The 18151-nt window shown below is 44.3% G+C and carries 20 protein-coding genes; 8 read left to right on the top strand and 12 right to left on the bottom strand.

Features of this window, described 5'->3' with window-relative positions:
* Nucleotides 1-16: 16 nt before the first annotated feature.
* Entirely contained in the window at nt 17-1006 is a 990-nt protein-coding gene (trpS, locus tag ACWOEX_RS00215; protein ID WP_455297252.1) for a tryptophan--tRNA ligase, read from the bottom strand.
* 258 nt (nt 1007-1264) lie between these two features.
* Between trpS and ACWOEX_RS00210 the strand changes: the two genes are divergently transcribed.
* The 4 genes from ACWOEX_RS00210 (at nt 1265) to ACWOEX_RS00195 (ending at nt 3949) form a co-directional block, all read left to right on the top strand.
* Entirely contained in the window at nt 1265-2005 is a 741-nt protein-coding gene (locus ACWOEX_RS00210) for a phospholipase D-like domain-containing protein (protein WP_455297251.1), read from the top strand.
* Nucleotides 2006-2013: 8 nt separating this feature from the next.
* Nucleotides 2014-2439: a phospholipase D-like domain-containing protein gene (locus ACWOEX_RS00205; RefSeq protein ID WP_455297250.1), complete on the top strand. Its 426-nt coding sequence runs from the start codon at nt 2014-2016 to the stop codon at nt 2437-2439.
* A gap of 298 nt (nt 2440-2737) precedes the next feature.
* The gene (gene spxA / locus ACWOEX_RS00200) at nt 2738-3133 is read left to right on the top strand and encodes a transcriptional regulator SpxA (RefSeq protein ID WP_455297249.1); all 396 of its coding nucleotides are present in this window, start codon (nt 2738-2740) and stop codon (nt 3131-3133) included.
* A gap of 138 nt (nt 3134-3271) precedes the next feature.
* Nucleotides 3272-3949 carry an adaptor protein MecA gene (locus ACWOEX_RS00195; protein WP_455297248.1) on the top strand — a complete coding sequence of 226 codons (678 nt, stop codon included), beginning with the start codon at nt 3272-3274 and terminating at the stop codon, nt 3947-3949.
* A gap of 81 nt (nt 3950-4030) precedes the next feature.
* On the opposite strand, the gene ACWOEX_RS00190 is transcribed toward ACWOEX_RS00195, so the two are convergent.
* A complete protein-coding gene (locus ACWOEX_RS00190; protein WP_455297247.1) occupies nt 4031-5050 on the bottom strand; it encodes a lipoate--protein ligase in 1020 nt (339 codons plus the stop codon).
* Nucleotides 5051-5241: 191 nt separating this feature from the next.
* On the opposite strand from ACWOEX_RS00190, the gene ACWOEX_RS00185 reads away from it, so the two are divergent.
* Genes ACWOEX_RS00185 through ACWOEX_RS00170 form a run of 4 tightly spaced genes read left to right on the top strand, consistent with a single transcriptional unit; the run spans nt 5242 to nt 8030 of the window.
* On the top strand, nt 5242-6144 hold the full coding sequence (locus tag ACWOEX_RS00185; RefSeq protein WP_455297246.1) for a MetQ/NlpA family ABC transporter substrate-binding protein: 903 nt from the start codon (nt 5242-5244) through the stop codon (nt 6142-6144).
* 23 nt (nt 6145-6167) lie between these two features.
* Nucleotides 6168-7088, top strand: coding sequence for a MetQ/NlpA family ABC transporter substrate-binding protein (locus ACWOEX_RS00180; RefSeq protein ID WP_455297245.1), 921 nt, complete (start codon nt 6168-6170; stop codon nt 7086-7088).
* Nucleotides 7089-7131: 43 nt separating this feature from the next.
* On the top strand, nt 7132-7701 hold the full coding sequence (locus ACWOEX_RS00175) for a MetQ/NlpA family ABC transporter substrate-binding protein (protein WP_455297244.1): 570 nt from the start codon (nt 7132-7134) through the stop codon (nt 7699-7701).
* Complete coding sequence (locus ACWOEX_RS00170) at nt 7698-8030, top strand: hypothetical protein (RefSeq protein ID WP_455297243.1); 333 nt, start codon at nt 7698-7700, stop codon at nt 8028-8030. Before ACWOEX_RS00175 ends, ACWOEX_RS00170 begins: the two co-directional genes overlap by 4 nt.
* Before the next feature lie 64 nt (nt 8031-8094).
* Here ACWOEX_RS00170 and ACWOEX_RS00165 read toward each other — a convergent pair whose 3' ends face one another.
* The 10 genes from ACWOEX_RS00165 to nrdR all read right to left on the bottom strand — a co-directional run bounded on the left by ACWOEX_RS00165 (nt 8095) and on the right by nrdR (nt 18098).
* Nucleotides 8095-9567 carry an amidase family protein gene (locus ACWOEX_RS00165; RefSeq protein ID WP_455297242.1) on the bottom strand — a complete coding sequence of 491 codons (1473 nt, stop codon included), beginning with the start codon at nt 9565-9567 and terminating at the stop codon, nt 8095-8097.
* Between the two features lie 64 nt (nt 9568-9631).
* The gene (locus ACWOEX_RS00160; RefSeq protein WP_455297241.1) at nt 9632-10309 is read right to left on the bottom strand and encodes a methionine ABC transporter permease; all 678 of its coding nucleotides are present in this window, start codon (nt 10307-10309) and stop codon (nt 9632-9634) included.
* Nucleotides 10309-11361, bottom strand: coding sequence for a methionine ABC transporter ATP-binding protein (locus tag ACWOEX_RS00155; protein WP_455297240.1), 1053 nt, complete (start codon nt 11359-11361; stop codon nt 10309-10311). Before ACWOEX_RS00155 ends, ACWOEX_RS00160 begins: the two co-directional genes overlap by 1 nt.
* Nucleotides 11362-11603: 242 nt before the next feature.
* Nucleotides 11604-11960, bottom strand: a complete 357-nt coding sequence (rplT, locus tag ACWOEX_RS00150; RefSeq protein WP_455297239.1) for a 50S ribosomal protein L20 — start codon at nt 11958-11960, stop codon at nt 11604-11606.
* A 29-nt stretch (nt 11961-11989) separates the two neighbouring features.
* A complete protein-coding gene (rpmI, locus tag ACWOEX_RS00145) occupies nt 11990-12187 on the bottom strand; it encodes a 50S ribosomal protein L35 (RefSeq protein WP_455297238.1) in 198 nt (65 codons plus the stop codon).
* A gap of 20 nt (nt 12188-12207) precedes the next feature.
* Nucleotides 12208-12711, bottom strand: coding sequence for a translation initiation factor IF-3 (infC, locus tag ACWOEX_RS00140; protein ID WP_455297635.1), 504 nt, complete (start codon nt 12709-12711; stop codon nt 12208-12210).
* 238 nt (nt 12712-12949) lie between these two features.
* On the bottom strand, nt 12950-14908 hold the full coding sequence (gene thrS, locus ACWOEX_RS00135; protein ID WP_455297237.1) for a threonine--tRNA ligase: 1959 nt from the start codon (nt 14906-14908) through the stop codon (nt 12950-12952).
* A gap of 334 nt (nt 14909-15242) precedes the next feature.
* On the bottom strand, nt 15243-16199 hold the full coding sequence (gene dnaI / locus ACWOEX_RS00130) for a primosomal protein DnaI (protein ID WP_455297236.1): 957 nt from the start codon (nt 16197-16199) through the stop codon (nt 15243-15245).
* Between the two features lie 2 nt (nt 16200-16201).
* Nucleotides 16202-17575, bottom strand: a complete 1374-nt coding sequence (locus ACWOEX_RS00125; RefSeq protein WP_455297235.1) for a DnaD domain protein — start codon at nt 17573-17575, stop codon at nt 16202-16204.
* A 25-nt stretch (nt 17576-17600) separates the two neighbouring features.
* The gene (gene nrdR, locus ACWOEX_RS00120) at nt 17601-18098 is read right to left on the bottom strand and encodes a transcriptional regulator NrdR (RefSeq protein WP_455297234.1); all 498 of its coding nucleotides are present in this window, start codon (nt 18096-18098) and stop codon (nt 17601-17603) included.
* Nucleotides 18099-18151 lie beyond the last annotated feature (53 nt).

Below are 18151 nucleotides of genomic sequence, written 5' to 3'. Positions count from 1 at the left end.
TCTTTTCATTTATGAATTAGCGAAAACCGATGGCGCGTTCAATCTCTGCCAGTGTCTGTCTGGCAACTTCATTCGCGTGTTTTGCGCCTTCAGCCAAGATATCATCGAGTTCGCTACTCTGCATCAATTCCGCATGGCGTGCCTGCATTGGTTCCATCACACTAACCACGCATTCTGCCAAATCACCTTTGAAGGCACCGTAACCTTTACCATCGTATTCCTTCACCAAGTCGTCAATCGAACGGTTGGAGAATGCAGAATAGATGGATAATAAGTTAGAAACGCCCGGTTTATTTTCTGGATCATAGGCAATTTCACCGGAGGAGTCCGTCACCGCAGATTTGATCTTCTTCGTAATCTTCTTCGGTTCATCCAATAATGAAATATAACCTTTTGGATTCTTATCTGACTTACTCATCTTCTTCGTTGGATCAAGCAAGCTCATCACACGACCACCAGATTTCGGAATCAATGGTGCTGGACGATGTAAGATCGGTTGTTCCTTCGTTGCAAAACGACTGTTGAAACGATCAACGAAACGCTGCGTTAACTCCATATGCTGTTTCTGGTCAGCCCCCACCGGTACTTTGTCTGCCTGATAGAGAATAATATCTGCGACCATCAACGCTGGATAAGCTAAGAGCCCTAAGTAAACCGATTCCTGTTTCTGCGCTTTATCCTTGAACTGTGTCATACGCTCCATATCGCCGAGCGGTGACAAACATTCCACAATCCAGCCTGCCTGTGCATGTGCTGGCACATGACTCTGAACGAAGATCGTTGATTTCTTAGGATCGAGACCGAGCGCTAAATACAACGCAGCGAGCGAGCGCGTATTTTGACGCAATGCTTCCGGATCCTGTTTCACTGTAATCGCATGTTGGTTAACAACACAGTAGAAGGTTTCATAGTCTTCCTGCAAGTCAACAAATTGCTTTAAGGCACCGATATAGTTCCCGATCGTTGGGATACCACTCGGTTGGATACCTGAAAAGATTCTTTCCATAACTTTATTTCCTCCGCTTCGAATTATCGAATATCATTGCTATTCTACCAGAGTTCCGGGTAAGTCACAAAATACAATTCGACAGCTTTTACTGCATAGGTTTTATTTTACAGCAGTAATTGTTTTAACTAACATATAATCAACAATATTAGGAGGCTAAAATATACGCATCAAAAAATACTTAAATACGGTACCGTCGCAACGCTGGCTGCCCTAGTCGTCGATGCGGTCGCTAGTAGCGCCTTAATTGCAAGCACGATGCATGAAAAAGCGAACCACACGCCGGCTACAGACGATGCCAATAATGAATCACTCATTGAAAATATACAGCGGGTACCCGAAGATGATGTCGCCCTACTCCCTGATGCCATGGATTCCCTCTATATCAAGCTGTATTTGATTCGCCATGCGACCGAGCGTATCGATATGGTCTACTACATGTTTGATAATTCGGATAGTGCCACTCTGATGTTGAATGAAATCATTAGCGCAGCGGACCGTGGCGTGAAAATCCGTCTACTACTCAATGATCTCAATCATACGTTTACATTCCAGCAGCGCTGGCGTCGCGAATTGTTGACAGGACATCCAAATATTTCGTTCTATCTCTATCATAATCCGAAACTTAATTTCTACAAGTTTAATGACAATATCCATGACAAGGCACTAATTGTTGACCACGATTATCTCATTACGGGCGGCCGTAATATCCAGGATCGTTTCTATTTCAAAGATAGTCCCAGTACCGTCTATGACCTGGATTTCTGTATTCGTCGTTTAGCAGATAGCGCCTCGTCAGCCATAGATGACTATGAACATTACTATGAAGCGCTCGTACACGCTAAGCCTGTGCGTCAAGTAACTACTAAACCCGTAATGAATAATCATGCATTGCGTCAGTTACTAAGCGAAGCTGTCCATGATGTCTATCGTGCGCGGGTTTCCTTCGTTCATAATCAGCTGAACCATGTCTCAAAGCGCCAAATATTCTACGCGTGATCGCTAAGTTGGGGCATCGTTATCCAGAATTTACGTGGGTCACGCCCTACGCCGTGCCATATGAATCGCTCTGTGATATCTTGGTACTCGATAAAGGGACACAGAAAATCTCGTTGTTCACCAATTCGAAGAAAACATCGCCTAATTATCCTGCTTTTTCTGCGACACTCGCTTATGCACCGTGGCTCAATGCTTATAGTCGGCTAATGAGTTATATTGACGATGGTAGCGTCCGTATGAAAGCTGTATTGTACGGTAATCATTTGACGGCCCTTGGTTCATTTAATCTCGATCCGCGTTCGACCTTTTTGAATACGGAAAGTATGGCACTCATCGATAGTGAACCTTTCCAATCAGAAATGCGTGATTTACTTGAACAAAAAGCCTTTGTCCCATGGGCAGAAGGTAAAAAAAGTAGACACACCACTGATTAAAAATGTATTACTTTTGAGTTGTAGGGCGCTTAAAGCTATTATTTTGCTGCTCATTTAGCTTTCTTCTCGATTCACAATGAAAACGATCGCAAATTTTCTGTGAATACTCTGCACATATGGGATATCTGGAGAAAGATTGTCGTTATCGCGAAACATTATTGTCTCTTTCACAAATAAATCTTAATTTTTTTGATAAAATAATTAAAAAATGTGAAAATCCTATAGCGAGTAGACATAAAACGTGATAGAATAAGTCAGTAAACGTCAGTCAAGTAACCTAAAAAAGGGGTGGACTTCGATGGTTGAACTCTATTCTTCACCAAGCTGTACATCATGCCGTAAAGCAAAGGCGTGGTTAGAAGAAAATGATATCCCATATCACGAACATAATATTTTTGCCAATCCGTTATCTGAAGAAGAAATCAAAGATATCTTGAAAATGACGGAGAATGGTACTGAAGAAATTATCTCCACGCGCTCCAAAGCTTTTAAAGATCTCGGTATCAATATCGATGAGTTGAAACTCGATGAATTGATCGCCCTCATCCAAAACGACAGTGCGTTGCTCAGACGTCCAATTATTATGGATGATAAACGTCTTCAGATCGGCTACAACGAAGATGAAATTCGTCGTTTCCTGCCGCGTGAAGTACGTACGCTTAATCTCGAAGAAGCGTTGCGCCAACTCGCTTAACATCAAAACCCAAGGCCTACAGATAGTTTATCCGTGCTTTGGGTTTTCTTATACCCTTTTTAACGGTTGCGATGCGTCAATCGTTTACTCTTGGCGCATTTTAGAGTACACTGAATACGAGTAATCGAGGTGAGAGCTATGGAAATGGAATACATCAATGAAAATACGTTGCGTGTCTTCATCGATGCCGACGATCTCGCAGAGCGTGGTGTTTCGATTATGGATTTGCTGCAGAACCGCAGCGAAGTTGAACATTTCTTTATGTCTATTCTAGAAGAAGCGGATGTATCGAATAAGTTCCAACAGAGCGACTCCGTCACGTTCCAAGTCATGCCGAAAAGAGGCGGTTTAGACTTGTACATTAGTAAAGCGCAAGATAATAGTGATGATAGTAAACAACAAATTGAAGAATTGCTGAAAGCCATCACCGCCAACGACGATATTGATATCGACGCGTTGGATATCGACGATGGTAGTAGTAAGAAGAAAAAAGAAGTCTTTCCATATCATGAATACGCCAATACGATTGTCACCACGTTTGAATTTAATTCACTCGACGATCTAATTAATGTCTCTCAGGATACGGATATGACGGACTACGGGATCACCTACGAAGTTTATCACTACAACGATCACTTCTACCTGGTTGCCTATTTCGATGCGATGACTTTTGACGTTTATAACGTGAAAAATGTCGGCTACTATATTCTCGAATTCGCGAACATCTCACCATTTAATGAGAATGTTCTGCATGAACACGGTGAATTAATCTTCAAAAATCATTCACTCATCCCGCTGCGAGATATTTTTGAATAACACATACGAACGAAGAAAAGAGCTGCCCGACCACAGGTATTGTGGTTTGGCAGCTCTTTCTTCTTGCTTTACTGCAATGGGTTATTTCAAAATATCTGTTAATTCTTCTGCCGTCGTGTCACCGAAGTAATGGTTGATATCAATGTTGTCCAATGCTTCTCTGATTGCGGCGGCAGTGTATGGAATACCTTTGAGGTGTTCTTCCACATCTTTGATCTCCCCTAATCCGAAGAAATCGCCGTAGATCTTGATATGATCGATATGCTGGTTCGCAATATCGAGATGGAATTCAACCTGTCCCGCACCCGTACGCGCTTCCTTCACAAGTTGGTAATTTGGATTCTTACCGTAGTTCCAGTCAAAACTTCCGGTAAATTCATCATGGATCGCTTTGATCTGTTCCCAGTCGTCATCATCCAATACGTACTCTTTCACATCTTTGACATCATCGACATCGAAAATGTTCAAGAGCAGCGCTTCGCGGAAGTCTTCAATCGTCATGTCTTGATTTTCTTCTGGAAGATACGGCTTGATGTTCGTCACACGTTTTCTAACGGATTGAATCCCTTTTGAAGTGAGTTTTTCTTTCTTCGGAACTAAAGCATCCGTCGTGACATCCACATCCACATCAAACATTAATGTTCCATGCGCTGTCATACGGCCGTCTTTTGAATACATCGCATTCCCTGAGAACTTCTGGCCGTTAATCATCAGATCATTGCGCCCTTTCAGTTCTGCCCCATCGACACCCATCTTGTGCAAGGCGTCGATCACCGGCTGCGTAAATTTCTCGAAGCGACGGAAAGAGAGTCCATCATCTTTCGTGATAAAGCAGAAACAAATATTGCCGTAGTCGTGGTAAACCGCCCCACCACCGGATTTGCGGCGGACAACGTCGATCCCATGCTCATCCACATAATCCTGATTGATCTCCGCACGGGTATTTTGGTTCTTACCAATAATAATCGCCGGTTTATTGATATAGAACAGGAGGATCGGTTCATCCAACTTTACTTCTTCAACCAGGTGATACTCAATGGCCAAATTCCACTCTGCATCATAAATCTCATCACCGTGATATTGATTTTTAACGTAATACATCCTTAAAGGCCTCCATCCTTTGAATCATTCGGAGCTATTGTAACATAAAGCGTTCACAGCTATATAAAATTTTACATATCCCCTCGAAATATACAAACAATTAAAAACCAAACTCCTTTACTAATCAATGCTAAGCGTTTACAATCGACAACTGGGGTCCGAATATTTTACAAATAGAAAGGAGGCTAACAATGAAACATAAACATTCGATTTTATCGTTACTTTTTGTAGCCATTTTGATCGTCGGCTGTGGCCGCGCGGGCTCTGATGCTGAGAATATGGAACATTTTGTGGTCGGTGCCAGTGGCGATTTTGATCGTGAAATCTGGGAAGACATCGGTAAACGTTTGGAACCTCAAGGGGTCGATCTCGAAGTCAAAAAATTCAGCGACTTCGTTCAACCAGATATCGCACTGGATGAAGGTGATATCGATGCGAACTCCTACCAATATTCATCATTCCTACTCAATAACGCGATGAATCACGATCTCGATTTGACTGCAATCGCCTATGCACAGATCACTCCGCTCGGTATCTGGGCACCGAAGAGTCAGCCGCTCGATAGCTTAGCAGATGTGCCAGAAGGCGGAAAAATGGCGATTGCTAACGATCCTGTCAACTTAAATCACGAATTGCGCGTGATCCAAAATATTGGTTTGATTACGCTCACACCAGATGAGGGACAACTCTACACGTTGGAGGATATTACTGAAAATCCGAAGAATCTTGAATTCAAAGCGATGGATTCATCTTCAATGATGAGTTTTGTCGATGATGTGGATATCTTTATTACTTGGGGCAGTCTCGCCGGTCTCTCTGACTATCAACCGAGCGATGCCCTATTTATCGAGGATCCAGAAACTTTGAGTAATGATTTCAAACTTGTCTTTGCGGTACGCACTGAAGATAAGGACGATCCACTCGTTCAAAAAGTTCTCAAAGAATATCAGACGGAAGCTACAGCTGAAGCGATGGATCGTGTCACGGATGGCAAATTCGTTCCAGGATGGAATAAAGATGATATCGAAGGCGATAATCAGATTGCCTATGACTATTATCAAAAACTAAAAACAGAAGCTGAGAATAAAAAATAATTGATGAAGGAAGGCTTAAAATCATGAAACGTCGGTATTTTTTATTACCACTTTTAGTGCTTGTACTCGTACTCGTCAGTTGTAGTCAAATCCCTTCTGCCGATGATACAACGTCAAATGGGGAACCTGAAAAGTTTACCGTCGGAGCGAGTGGTGACTTTGACTTTGAAATTTGGCGTGATGTCGCGAAACGTCTCGAGCCACAAGGCGTTGATTTAGAAGTTAAGAAATTCAGCGACTTCATCCAACCAGATATCGCACTCGCCGAGGGTGCGATCGATGCGAATACTTATCAATACCCACCATTCTTATTAGATACCACCACCAACCACGAGTTGGATCTCGTACCGATCGCTTATGCCCAGATCACGCCGATTGGTATCTGGACACCGAAGAGCAAAGACAACATCCAGAGTCTCGACGATCTGCCAGATGGGACATCAGTCGCTATCGGTAACGACCCTGTCAACTTGAATCACGAGCTACGTATCTTTGAACAAATCGGTTTGATTGAATTAACCGAAGACGAAGGTCAGCTTTATACTCAGGACGATATCACAAGTAATCCGCACAATCTTGAATTCAAAGAAGTGGATACCTCTTCTATGATGAGTCTGATCGATGATGTCGATCTCTTCATTACCGGCGCGAGCGTTGCCGGCAGAAGCGACTATGAACCGTCCGATGCATTATTCATCGAAGATCCAAAAGATATCCCAGATGAATTCAAATTAGTGTTTGCGGTACGTGCTGATGATAAAGATGATCCCCTCGTTCAAAAAGTATTAAACGAATACCAGAGCGATGCGACAGCAGAAGCAATGGATCGTATTACGAATGGTAAATTCTTGCCAGGTTGGAACAAAGACGATGTTGAAGGTGACAACGAGAAAGCTTACAATTACTTCCAAGAATTGAAAAAAGAACAAGCTGAATTAGAATAGTCTATTCACTCATCTGATCAGTGTTGGAAGGAAAGTTAGCTGCATGAAATCAAAACGCTTGTTTTCGATTATTTTATTGTTTCTACTATTGTTGGTCGGTTGTACCGATCAGCAACAAACGTTCGAACAATCACGCGAAATATTTACGGTCGGTGTCAATAGCGACTTCAACCGTGATGTTTGGCGTGACGTCGGTGAACGACTCAAGAAGCAGAATATCGATCTCGAAATCAAGATGTTTAGCGATTACGTGCAGCCGGATATTGCCGTGGATGAAGGTGCCGTTGATGCGGTCACCTATCAATACTCACCGTTCCTGCTCGATACCATTATGAATCATGATCTAGCGGTAGTTCCTATCGGCTATGCGCAGATCACCCCACTCGGTATCTGGGCACCGAAAAGTAAACCACTCAATCAATTGGCGGATGTCCCAACTGGTGGTATCGTGGCGATCGGCAATGATCCTGTCAACATGGATCACCAATTACGTACCTTCGCTGATCTCAATATGATCACATTAGCATCTGGCGACCACAAACTGTACACGATTGATGATATTACCGAAAATCCGCATCGTCTCACCTTCAAACCGATCGATACGCATCGATGATGAGCTATGTGGATGATGTCGATCTATTCATCAACGGTGCGAGTGTCGCTGGTACGGCGAACTATGAACCCGACGAAGCGTTGTTCATCGAGGATCCAAAAACGGTTCCCGATGACTTCAAACTCGTCTTTGCCGTTAGTGAATCTGAAAAGAACATCCCACTCGTCCAAAAAGTACGTGCTGAGTATCAGACGGAAGCGACAGCCAAAGCGATGGCGCGTGTCACTAATGGTAAATTCGTCCCAGGTTGGGATCCGAATAACCTCGACGCTGACAATCAACGCGCCTATGATCACTTTCAAGAGTTAAAGAAAAATTATCATAAATAATGCCCCAAATAAAAAGCTGTATCTCAACGTTGCAACGTTAGATACAGCTTTTCGTATTTATGAGTTAAAGCGTCGGTTGATAGAAGTCACCGCGCGCTTCAAAGAATGCGGCACAGGCGAGTAACCAGTCTTCATGGCCTTTCGGTGCAGTGACTTGAAGACCGATCGGGAGGCCATCCGCATTCTGACCAATCGGAATACTGATGGATGGATGTCCCGTCACGTTATAGATCCAACTATAGGATGTGAGACGCTGCGAGGTATTGTACATCTCAAATCGCGTACGTGATTTATCTTCATCAGATAACTCCTCATAGTGTCGCATGCGTTCTTTGAGGTCTTCACTTTCATGGATATCATCACGAAGTGGTGATGACATACTCGTCGTCGGCTGGAAATAGAGGTCGTGATCTTCAAAGAATTGTGCCATCGACCAAGCCGCTTGATCCCACAATGCGATCCCATGTTCCAAACTATAATTAGGCAGTGACAAACCGTAATGGTATATCGCCCAGGTAAACGGCTCGATGTCATCGAGTGTTACACTGCGTCCCAGTGCTTGTTCGAAGCTGTGAATCATGCCGAGTGTATCGACACCATTCATCTCCATATAACTTTGATACAGTGGCTCCTGATCGATCGCAGGTACCGCCTCTTCGACTGTCATGCCATTCTTTAAACATGCAGCTGTAGCTTTTTCGAGCAACGCCGTCACCTCAGGCGCATCCTCACTGACGAAAGGATTATAGCTAGAATAAGCAATACGGAGATCTTTGAAATCATGTTTTGCTTGCTGGATATCAGATTCAGTCAGTGACGACACATGAAATGGTGAGGCTTCCTGTTCGGTCTGTAGTGCTAGTAAGAGACGCTCTGTATCACGTACACTGCGTGTCACTGCAAAGTGGATGGATGCACCGCCCCAGCCACGCCAGGAGTCCGGCCCCATCGCCGTACGCCCGCGTGTCGGTTTCAGACCTAATAACCCTGTATATGATGCGGGCACACGAATCGAACCTCCCGCATCACTCGCTGAAGCAACGGGCACCATCCCACTCATTACCGCCGCACTCGCACCACCGGAAGAACCGCCCGGTGTATGATCAGGCGCAATCGGTAGCTTCGCATCGCCATGTAACATCGAATCCGTCTGTGTCTTGAACCCGAACTCTGGCACATTCGTCACACCGACAATGATGAAGCCGGCATCGCGTAATGACTGTACGAAAAAATCCGTATGCTTGCTGATATTATCTTTGGTGATGCGAGACCCGTTCGTTAATGGCGTACCTTCGAGATGCTGATTGAGATCTTTGATGAGAATCGGCACCCCCGCAAACGGTGCACTGAAATCAGTCAGCGCTCGCGCCTCACGCAATGCTTCCTCTTTTCGTACATATACAACAGCATTGGAACGCTGGTTTTCGCGTTCGATGACATCGAGTGCCAGTTGTACGGCTTCAACCGGTGTTAATTTGCCCTGCTTAATGGCTTCACTGACTGCCGTCGCATCGCTAAAATCATTAAAACCCTTCAATACAAAATCCTCCAGTTAACGAAAAAAAGGGATCAGCAATTGCTTGCCCATCCCAATGTTCTTTCTAATGTTCATAGTGCTCTGCGGCCTTATCAGATACCGCCTGCGCAATAAAGACAATAATCAAAATGATGAACGTACATACTAACGTGATGTCGATCTGATTACGTTGGTACCCACGAGTGATTGCTAAGTCACCAAGGCCCCCACCACCGACTGTACCGGCCATTGCGGAGAGACCGATCACATTCACAAAGGTCAAGGCGGAGATACGAATCAACCCTGGCACGGCTTCTTTCAGTAAGACACGGAAAATAATTTGTGAGGTCGATAACCCCATCGCTTCCGCCGCTTCGATCACACCGCTGTCGACTTCAACCAGCGTATTCTGTACGGTTCGTGCATAGAATGGTATCGTTCCGACAACCATTGGCACTATAACCGCTGTTGTACCGATCGACGTACCGACGATGAAACGTGTCACGCTCACCAATAATGCAATTAAAATAACAAATGGAATCGAGCGGAAAATATTCACGAGTTTGTCCAGTACACTATAGACCACTGGCTTGGGGCGTAATCCTCCCGGCATCCAGATCGTTAATAATACACCGACAATAATCCCTAACGTAAAAGCCACAATACAGGTAAGTACCGTCATATAGAGTGTCTCTAGTGTCGATTGACCAATCACATCGAGACTTTCCATCACATTAGGTAGTAATGTTTCTAAAAAATCCATTAGTGCTTACCTCCATTCGTTACTTGATGCGTAGTGAGATGAATATCTTTAGACTTAATATATTCAAGCGCGGCCTTGATATGTTCAGCGTCACCATCCAGCGTCACAAGCAATGTGCCCACTGGCGTATTCTGGATAACCTCGACATTCCCGAATAGAATGGAGGTGTAGACGTGATAATGTTCCACAAGCTGCGCGACGAGCGGATCACCTGAAGTATTTCCCACAAATTCTAAACGGTACACCGGCTGCCCTTCATGTAGGCCGTAAATCTCTGGTGAATGCAGGACGTCTTCGATCCCTTTTTCGGCTGGGTTGGCAGAGGCAATAAAGTCGCGCGTCAAGGGTTCCTTCGATTCCGCAAAAATCTGTAACACGGTTCCCTGCTCAACCACATGCCCGTTTTCCATGATAGCCACGCGATCACAGATCTGTTTAATCACGTTCATTTCATGCGTAATGATCACGATGGTAATACCGAGTCGTTCGTTCACAGACTTCAATAGTTCAAGAATTTGAGCGGTCGTTTTCGGATCCAACGCACTCGTTGCTTCGTCACAGAGTAATACGTTCGGATCATTTGCCAATGCACGAGCGATCGAAACACGCTGTTTTTGTCCACCGGATAGTTGCGATGGATAGGCATCTTTTCGTTCACTAAGGCCGACCAAGTCGATCAGTTCATCAACTTTCTGATTAATTTCTGTTTTACTTAAACCGGACTTTCTGAGTGGGAACGCCACATTCTGAGCGACAGTGAGCGAGCGCATGAGGTTAAAGTGTTGGAAAATCATGCCAATTTTTTTGCGTTTTTCGCGCAACGCCTTTTCAGATAGCAATTGAATATCCTCACCATTTACGGTCACTGTCCCTGATGTTGTTTTTTGTAGCTGATTGATTGTACGAACCAATGTACTCTTACCAGCCCCAGAATAACCGACAACCCCAAAAATTTCACCTTTTTCAACATGGAGCGTCACATCATTAACTGCCACGACTTTTTGGCCATTGGTACCATCAAATTCAACTGAAACGTGGTCTAAATCAATCATTGGCTCCCTCCTCTCTCAAATAACAGTACTTATTATAAGGGGTATATACTGTCTAAACATTGCGATTTTTGAACAGTAGTGATCAGTATAGTCGATCATACACCATTCCGGTTCATGTCAAACCACGCTAAGTATACTAAACATACACTGAAATCACTAACTTACCGCTTTCACATATTAAAAATAAAAAAAAGCTGCACAATGACTGCTCATCGTACAGCTTCTCAATATTATCGTTTAAATTAGCTTAAAGCCGCTTTTGCTTGTTCAACGATTGCTTTGAATCCAGCAGCATCGCTAACTGCTAATTCAGCTAACATCTTACGGTTGATTTCGATGTTTGCTTTCTTCAAGCCGTTCATCAATTGGCTGTAGCTGATACCTTCTTGGCGAGCTGCAGCATTGATACGTGCAATCCATAAACGACGGAAGTCGCGTTTACGTTGACGACGGTCGCGGTATGCGTACATATGCGACTTCATTACTTGTTGTTTTGCTGTTTTGTAAAGTTTTGATTTAGCGCCGAAGTAACCTTTTGAAAGTTTTAGGTATTTCTTACGACGACGACGAGTGACTGTTCCACCTTTAACACGAGCCATTAAATTTCCTCCTCTTCAGATAATCCTGATTAGTGCGTATCGAGCATTTGTTTAATACGACGCATATCTGTTGCGTGTACTAATGCTGGTTGTTTGTGCTGACGACGTTGTTTCTTAGTCTTACCGTGGAAACGGTGACTACGTTCGGAGTGGCTGCGTTTTAATTTACCAGTTCCTGTTTTTTTGAAACGTTTTGCTGATGCGCGGTGTGTTTTTTGTTTTGGCATTTTCAATCCTCCTGATTTCGTTATTTATCATCTTTTGGTGCGAGCATCAACTGCATAGAACGACCTTCCATGCGTGGTTGTTGTTCGACCTGGGCTACATCGGACATTTCTTCAGCGAAACGCTGTAAGACTTCGCGCCCGAGATCTTTATGCGTGATCGCACGTCCCTTGAAACGAATGGAAACTTTAACTTTGTCACCTTTCTTGATGAACTTGTTACCTTGACGTAATTTCGTCTGTAAGTCGTTCTCATCAATTGCTGGACTCAAGCGAATTTCCTTCGTTTGTTGAGTCTTCTGATTCTTACGCTGTTCACGCTCTTTACGCTGTTGTTCGTAACGGTATTTACCGTAGTCCATAATACGCGCAACAGGTGGCTTAGCACTTGGTGAAACCAATACTAAGTCTAAATTAGCATCTTCTGCTTTACGCAAAGCATCATCTGTTGCCATTACACCTAATTGATCGCCATTTGGATCAATAACACGAACCTCACGCGAACGAATGTCCTCGTTAATAATCATCCCTTTTGCGATAATTAACACCTCCACATTGTTAATTGATAGACGTCCATATAGCCACTAAAAAACGGGCTTGCATGCACAAACCCGTCTTGAATATCGTCACAATGTTTCCATACGAAAACAACTGATAATATCAACCCGAGGACGTATCTTGTCAACTCAGGTGAGAAACGGGGTTTCTGCTTCTTTTCTCACAGAGAATATCATACTATCGAAATGCCCGCCTGTCAATAACTAATTAAGCCTTTTTGCGGCTCTTGTTCGCGATATCTTCTTCGATCAAGTTCAAGAAATCTTCCCAAGGCATGGTTTCCGTTTTCTTCGAACCGTAACGACGAACATTAACCGTACCATCAGCGATTTCGTTGTCACCGAAGACCAATTGGTAAGGAATCTTCTTCGTCTGTGCTTCACGAATCTTGTATCCCATTTTTTCGTTACGGTCATCGACTTCGACACGAATACCATGGATACGCAATTCGTTGCGAGCCTCAAACGCATGATCGCCGTGTGCTTCGTCATTAACTGGAATAATCACAGCCTGTTCAGGTGCCAACCACGTTGGGAATGCACCCTTGTATTCTTCGATCAAGTAGGCAACAAAACGTTCCATCGTGGAGACAACCCCACGGTGAATCATGATTGGACGGTGGGTATCCTGACCGTCTTCACCAACATAAGTAAGGTCGAATTTTTCAGGCATTAAGAAGTCCATCTGAATGGTAGAGAGCGTTTCGTCGTTACCCAAAGCAGTCTTCACCTGAACGTCTAATTTAGGACCGTAGAAAGCTGCTTCACCTTCTGCTTCGTAGTAGTCCAAGCCCATGCGATCCATAGCACCTTTTAATTGACCCTGTGCTTTTTCCCACATTTCGTCATCATCGTAGTATTTTTCTTTGTCTTCTGGATCACGGTAGCTGAGACGGAAGCTGTAGTCTTTGATACCGAAGTCTTCGTAAACATCCAAAATCATCTGTAATACACTGATGAATTCGTCTTCTAATTGATCTGGGCGAACGAACAAGTGCGAGTCGTTCAAGGTCATTTCACGTACACGTTGCAAACCGGATAATGAACCGGATTTTTCGTAACGGTGCTGCATACCGAGTTCAGCCACACGGAACGGTAAATCACGGTAAGAACGTTTGTGGTGTTTAAAGACCTGAATGTGGTGTGGACAGTTCATCGGACGCAATACCAATTCTTCACCATCACCCATGTCCATTGGCGGGAACATGTCATCGCGGTAGTGATCCCAGTGTCCGGATGTCTTGTAGAGATCCGTATTCGCCATCACTGGTGAGTAAACGTGTAGGTAGCCGTTTTCGACTTCGCGGTCAACGATGTAGCGTTCGACTTCACGACGAATCGTTGCTCCTGCTGGCAACCAGAATGGGAGCCCCTGACCGACTTTTGGTGAAATCATGAAGAGATCGAGCTCTTTACCAATCTTACGGTGGTCACGTTCTTTCGCTTCTTCACGACGTTTGAGATCGGCTTTCAAATCGTTTTCGTTGAAGAAAGCTGTACCGTACACACGTTGCATCATGGCACGGTCAGAGTCACCACGCCAGTATGCACCAGCAAGAGACAATAACTTGAAGTGTTTCAAGTAACCCGTAGACGGCACGTGTCCACCGCGGCAGAGGTCGGTAAATTCACCTTGGCTGTAAACCGTGATCTTTTCGTCTTTTGGTAGGTCTTCGATTAATTCGATCTTATATGGATCGTCCTTAAACATTTCTTTGGCTTCATCAAAAGAAACTTCATGCCCTTCGATTGGGAAATCTTCCTTCACGATCTTTTGCATTTCTTCTTCGATACGTGGTAAATCTTCTTCAGTCACCTGATGTCCAGAGCCGTTATCCGTATCGTAGTAGAAACCATCTTCGATCGCAGGTCCTACCCCAAAGTGAATGTTTGGGAACAGACGGCGCAATGCCTGTGCTAATAAGTGCGCACCGGAGTGACGTAGAATACGCAATGCTTCATCCTTAGTTGCATCGTTTTTTGGATCGATCAACGCGATCTTACCGTCATGCGCAAGCGGTTCGTCCAAACCTTTGAGTTCGCCGTCTAATTCATAGGCAACGACGCGTTTTGCCAAACTGTTACTGATGGATTTCGCAACGTCACGACCAGTGATGCCGTCGTCAAACGTCTTTTCATTGTTATCTGGGAATACTACCTTAACCATCACAATTCCTCCTCTATATAAAAAAAGTCCCTTTTCGATGACTCGAAAAGGGACGATAACTTTCAATCTAATACCGTGGTTCCACCCAATTTATACGCTAAAACAATAATTAGCGTACACTCATTACACGTGATATCGGGCGCTCCCGTCCGACTTAGGTATGACATCATACGTTCGTCGAAAAGTCTAAGAAGTGGTGACACCGCAATCGTTCAAGCCTTTCACCTACCGCTTGTCTCTGTTAAATGATTGCGATTAAATCTTCTATTATTGACTAACTACTCGTAGTATAATCGTTCACTTGCTGAAATGCAATAGGACAGTAGCTAAGAAATTAGTCGTGGCGGCGATTTTTACCGCTCATTTCAACTTCTTTGGCGAAATAACGAATACGCTCCATGAGACGTTTCGCTTTTACAGATTCCTCACCATTCTTCGTATGGACGAAGTGATCCTCTAACTGTTCAAAATTAAGGTTGGAGGTGAACAGTGTAATGCGATGCGCACTCATCCGCGCTTGGAGAATCACACCGAGAATATCATCACGCACCCAGGGGGTATTGTTCTCGGCACCAATATCATCGAGCGCGAGCACTTCGCAGTTGATCAATTCGTCAAGATGTTCCTGCACCTTATTATCATTGATGCTATTACGCAGATTGGTCACTAATTGTGGAAAATGCACCAGCGTCGTCTTAATTCCCTGATCCGCAAAAGCATTCGCAATCGCACCCATTAAGTAGGTCTTTCCGATACCGAAATTGCCGTAGATGTAGGGGGATTGAACGAATGGATCGCTTTGATTTGAATCTTTCTTCGCTGCAAGATATCTATCTTTAAACTTTATCGCTTCAATTAAAGCATTCTGACGTTCCACTTCCGTCGTATCAAAGTTCTCAAACGTCGCCTCATGAAGGTCTTTCGGCAGATCAATCAAGGTAATCGCCTGATAGCGTTCCTTCGCCTTCTGCTTATTTTGGAACTCTTTGGTCGGTTCATACTTCACCGTAATCGCATTCGCATCCATCACGAGTTTCGGCGTATAGTTCGGCATTTTGAGCGGTTTATGTTCCTTGGCACGGCGCTTTTCACTCACAAACTCATAGAGCTTGGACATACTGCGATTCATAATTTCACGACTCAATTCGTCCTTATGTTCATTGAAAAATTGGCGGACTTCAGGATCGTTGATGACTTCCTTTCGCAATAATTCACGACGCTCAGAAGGATTGATGTCATGCAAGCGCAAGGTATCCTGTTTGTTCGAAAGTACGTCTCCTACATTTTTCATGCTCATCGCTCCCCTTTGTCTTTATTGAGTAATCGCTGAATTTCATCACTGCGATCTTTCAGTCGTTTATCTGCTTTTTTTGTCGTTGATTGATCGTCTTTCATCCAATCCGGTATCATTTCTTTATAGTTATTGTTTTTGTGATAACGACGCTTCTTTTGAGACTGGCGTTCGTTGCGCTGCGCGAGATAATACAGTGCCGCTTCCGGCGTATTGATGTTTTGTTTGAGCCAGTCATTCTCCGTACGCTCCATCGTATTTTGAATTAGCGTTGGTTTATCCATTTCAATCAGATAATAATACGCCATCACATTGATAACAGCAGAAGATAAGCCATCACGCGCCACCATATCCGTTAATATCTGACGTTCACTCTTCGTCAAATAACCGTTACGTGATTCTTTCAGGTATGAGACAAAATCAATCACCGAATACTCACGCGCTTCTTTAGCCAATTCGCGCTGATCAACCGTTAACTTTTCTAAAATCTTGGGGTCATTCGTATTCGATTGTAAAGCGGCTGTCGTTGCTTGATTCTTCTTAGAAGGCAGCGAATCATAAGCTTTTTGTTGCAGCTTATCGGTGTCGATTTGCTGCCGATTGAAATCCATCGCACGATACGTCAGACGCGCCAGATCCATTTCATCATAGCCGTAGAGATCGTGAAGCACTGTCGCCAATTCCAACACCTTGTCTGTCAGCGCTCGTTCAGGAATATGCCGCTGCATCAAAGTTTGCTTGTACAGCCAAACATCGAACTGATCACCGATAACGATGGGCGCATTAGGTTCCTTTTGTGCCGTTCCTAGGATAAATGATTGACCATTCGACAAATCCGGCATCGCATCCGCTTCTTCCGGCGAAAAGCGATACACATCTCGAAACGAGTACGTCTGTGCTTGCCAATCGTCATGGCTCGCTGATGGCCAGGATACCGAGAACGAATCACGCAGTTGTTTAAAGCGTTTCTCGCCGACCTCGCGATACAGTAACGTTGATAGTACAGCATCTTCAAAGAAAACTTGTGGCGTGACGGGCGCACTGAGTTCATAGAGCCACTGCGGGTCTTGGTAAGCGTCTTTGCGATGATAGACGCCAAGCAACCCAATCCCCTCTAAATGCGCACGCGCTGTCACATAGGTACGCGCCGACCAGACAAATGTATCCGTAATATCCGTATGACGGATGACAGCTGATTTGAACTGTTTCGTTGGTAAAAGTTGGTATAGGCCATGGAACAAGGCGTAGGACTGACTACCGATGATTGGCAGGTACAAACGCGCTAACGTCGTCCAATCAAGATCTGTGAGCCAATCTGTCTGCTTTACCTGTAAGGTGTCGGTCAGTTTTAAATTTTCCCAGGGTGGCTGCCCCATATACTATCCCGTCCTCTCATTTTGCTCATTCATCGTAGTGCAATTCGATTTGTCCTTCTGTCTCGTTTTTCTGTTTTTCCTTGAGCTGTTTAATCTCATCGAGGAATACAGAGGCATCCTTGAAATCGCGGTACACACTCGCATAGCGAATATAAGCAATTTCATCGACTTTCGGCAGGCGATCCATCACCATCTCACCGATTTCACGCGATGGAATTTCTGCCTCACCCGTTTGTTCCAACTCAAACTCGATATCCTGAACTAAGCCTTCCAATTGTTCCACAGATACCGGGCGTTTCTCACACGAGCGCACCAACCCACGCAGTAATTTTTCGCGCGAAAACTCCTGACGATTACCGTCTTTTTTAATCACAAGCAACGGCTGACGCTCCAGACGCTCAAATGTCGTAAAACGGTAATCACATTTCGGGCAGACACGCCGACGACGAATGGCGGTATCCTTATCGATTGGGCGACTATCAATCACCTTCGTCCCCTTCTCTTGACAATTTGGACATCTCACCACATTCACCTCCAAAACTCAGTTTGTATTCCCTTTAATTATCCCTTTTTAAG

This window comes from Aerococcus vaginalis (assembly GCF_053762225.1).
This window is presented reverse-complemented; position numbering and strand designations above follow the sequence as displayed.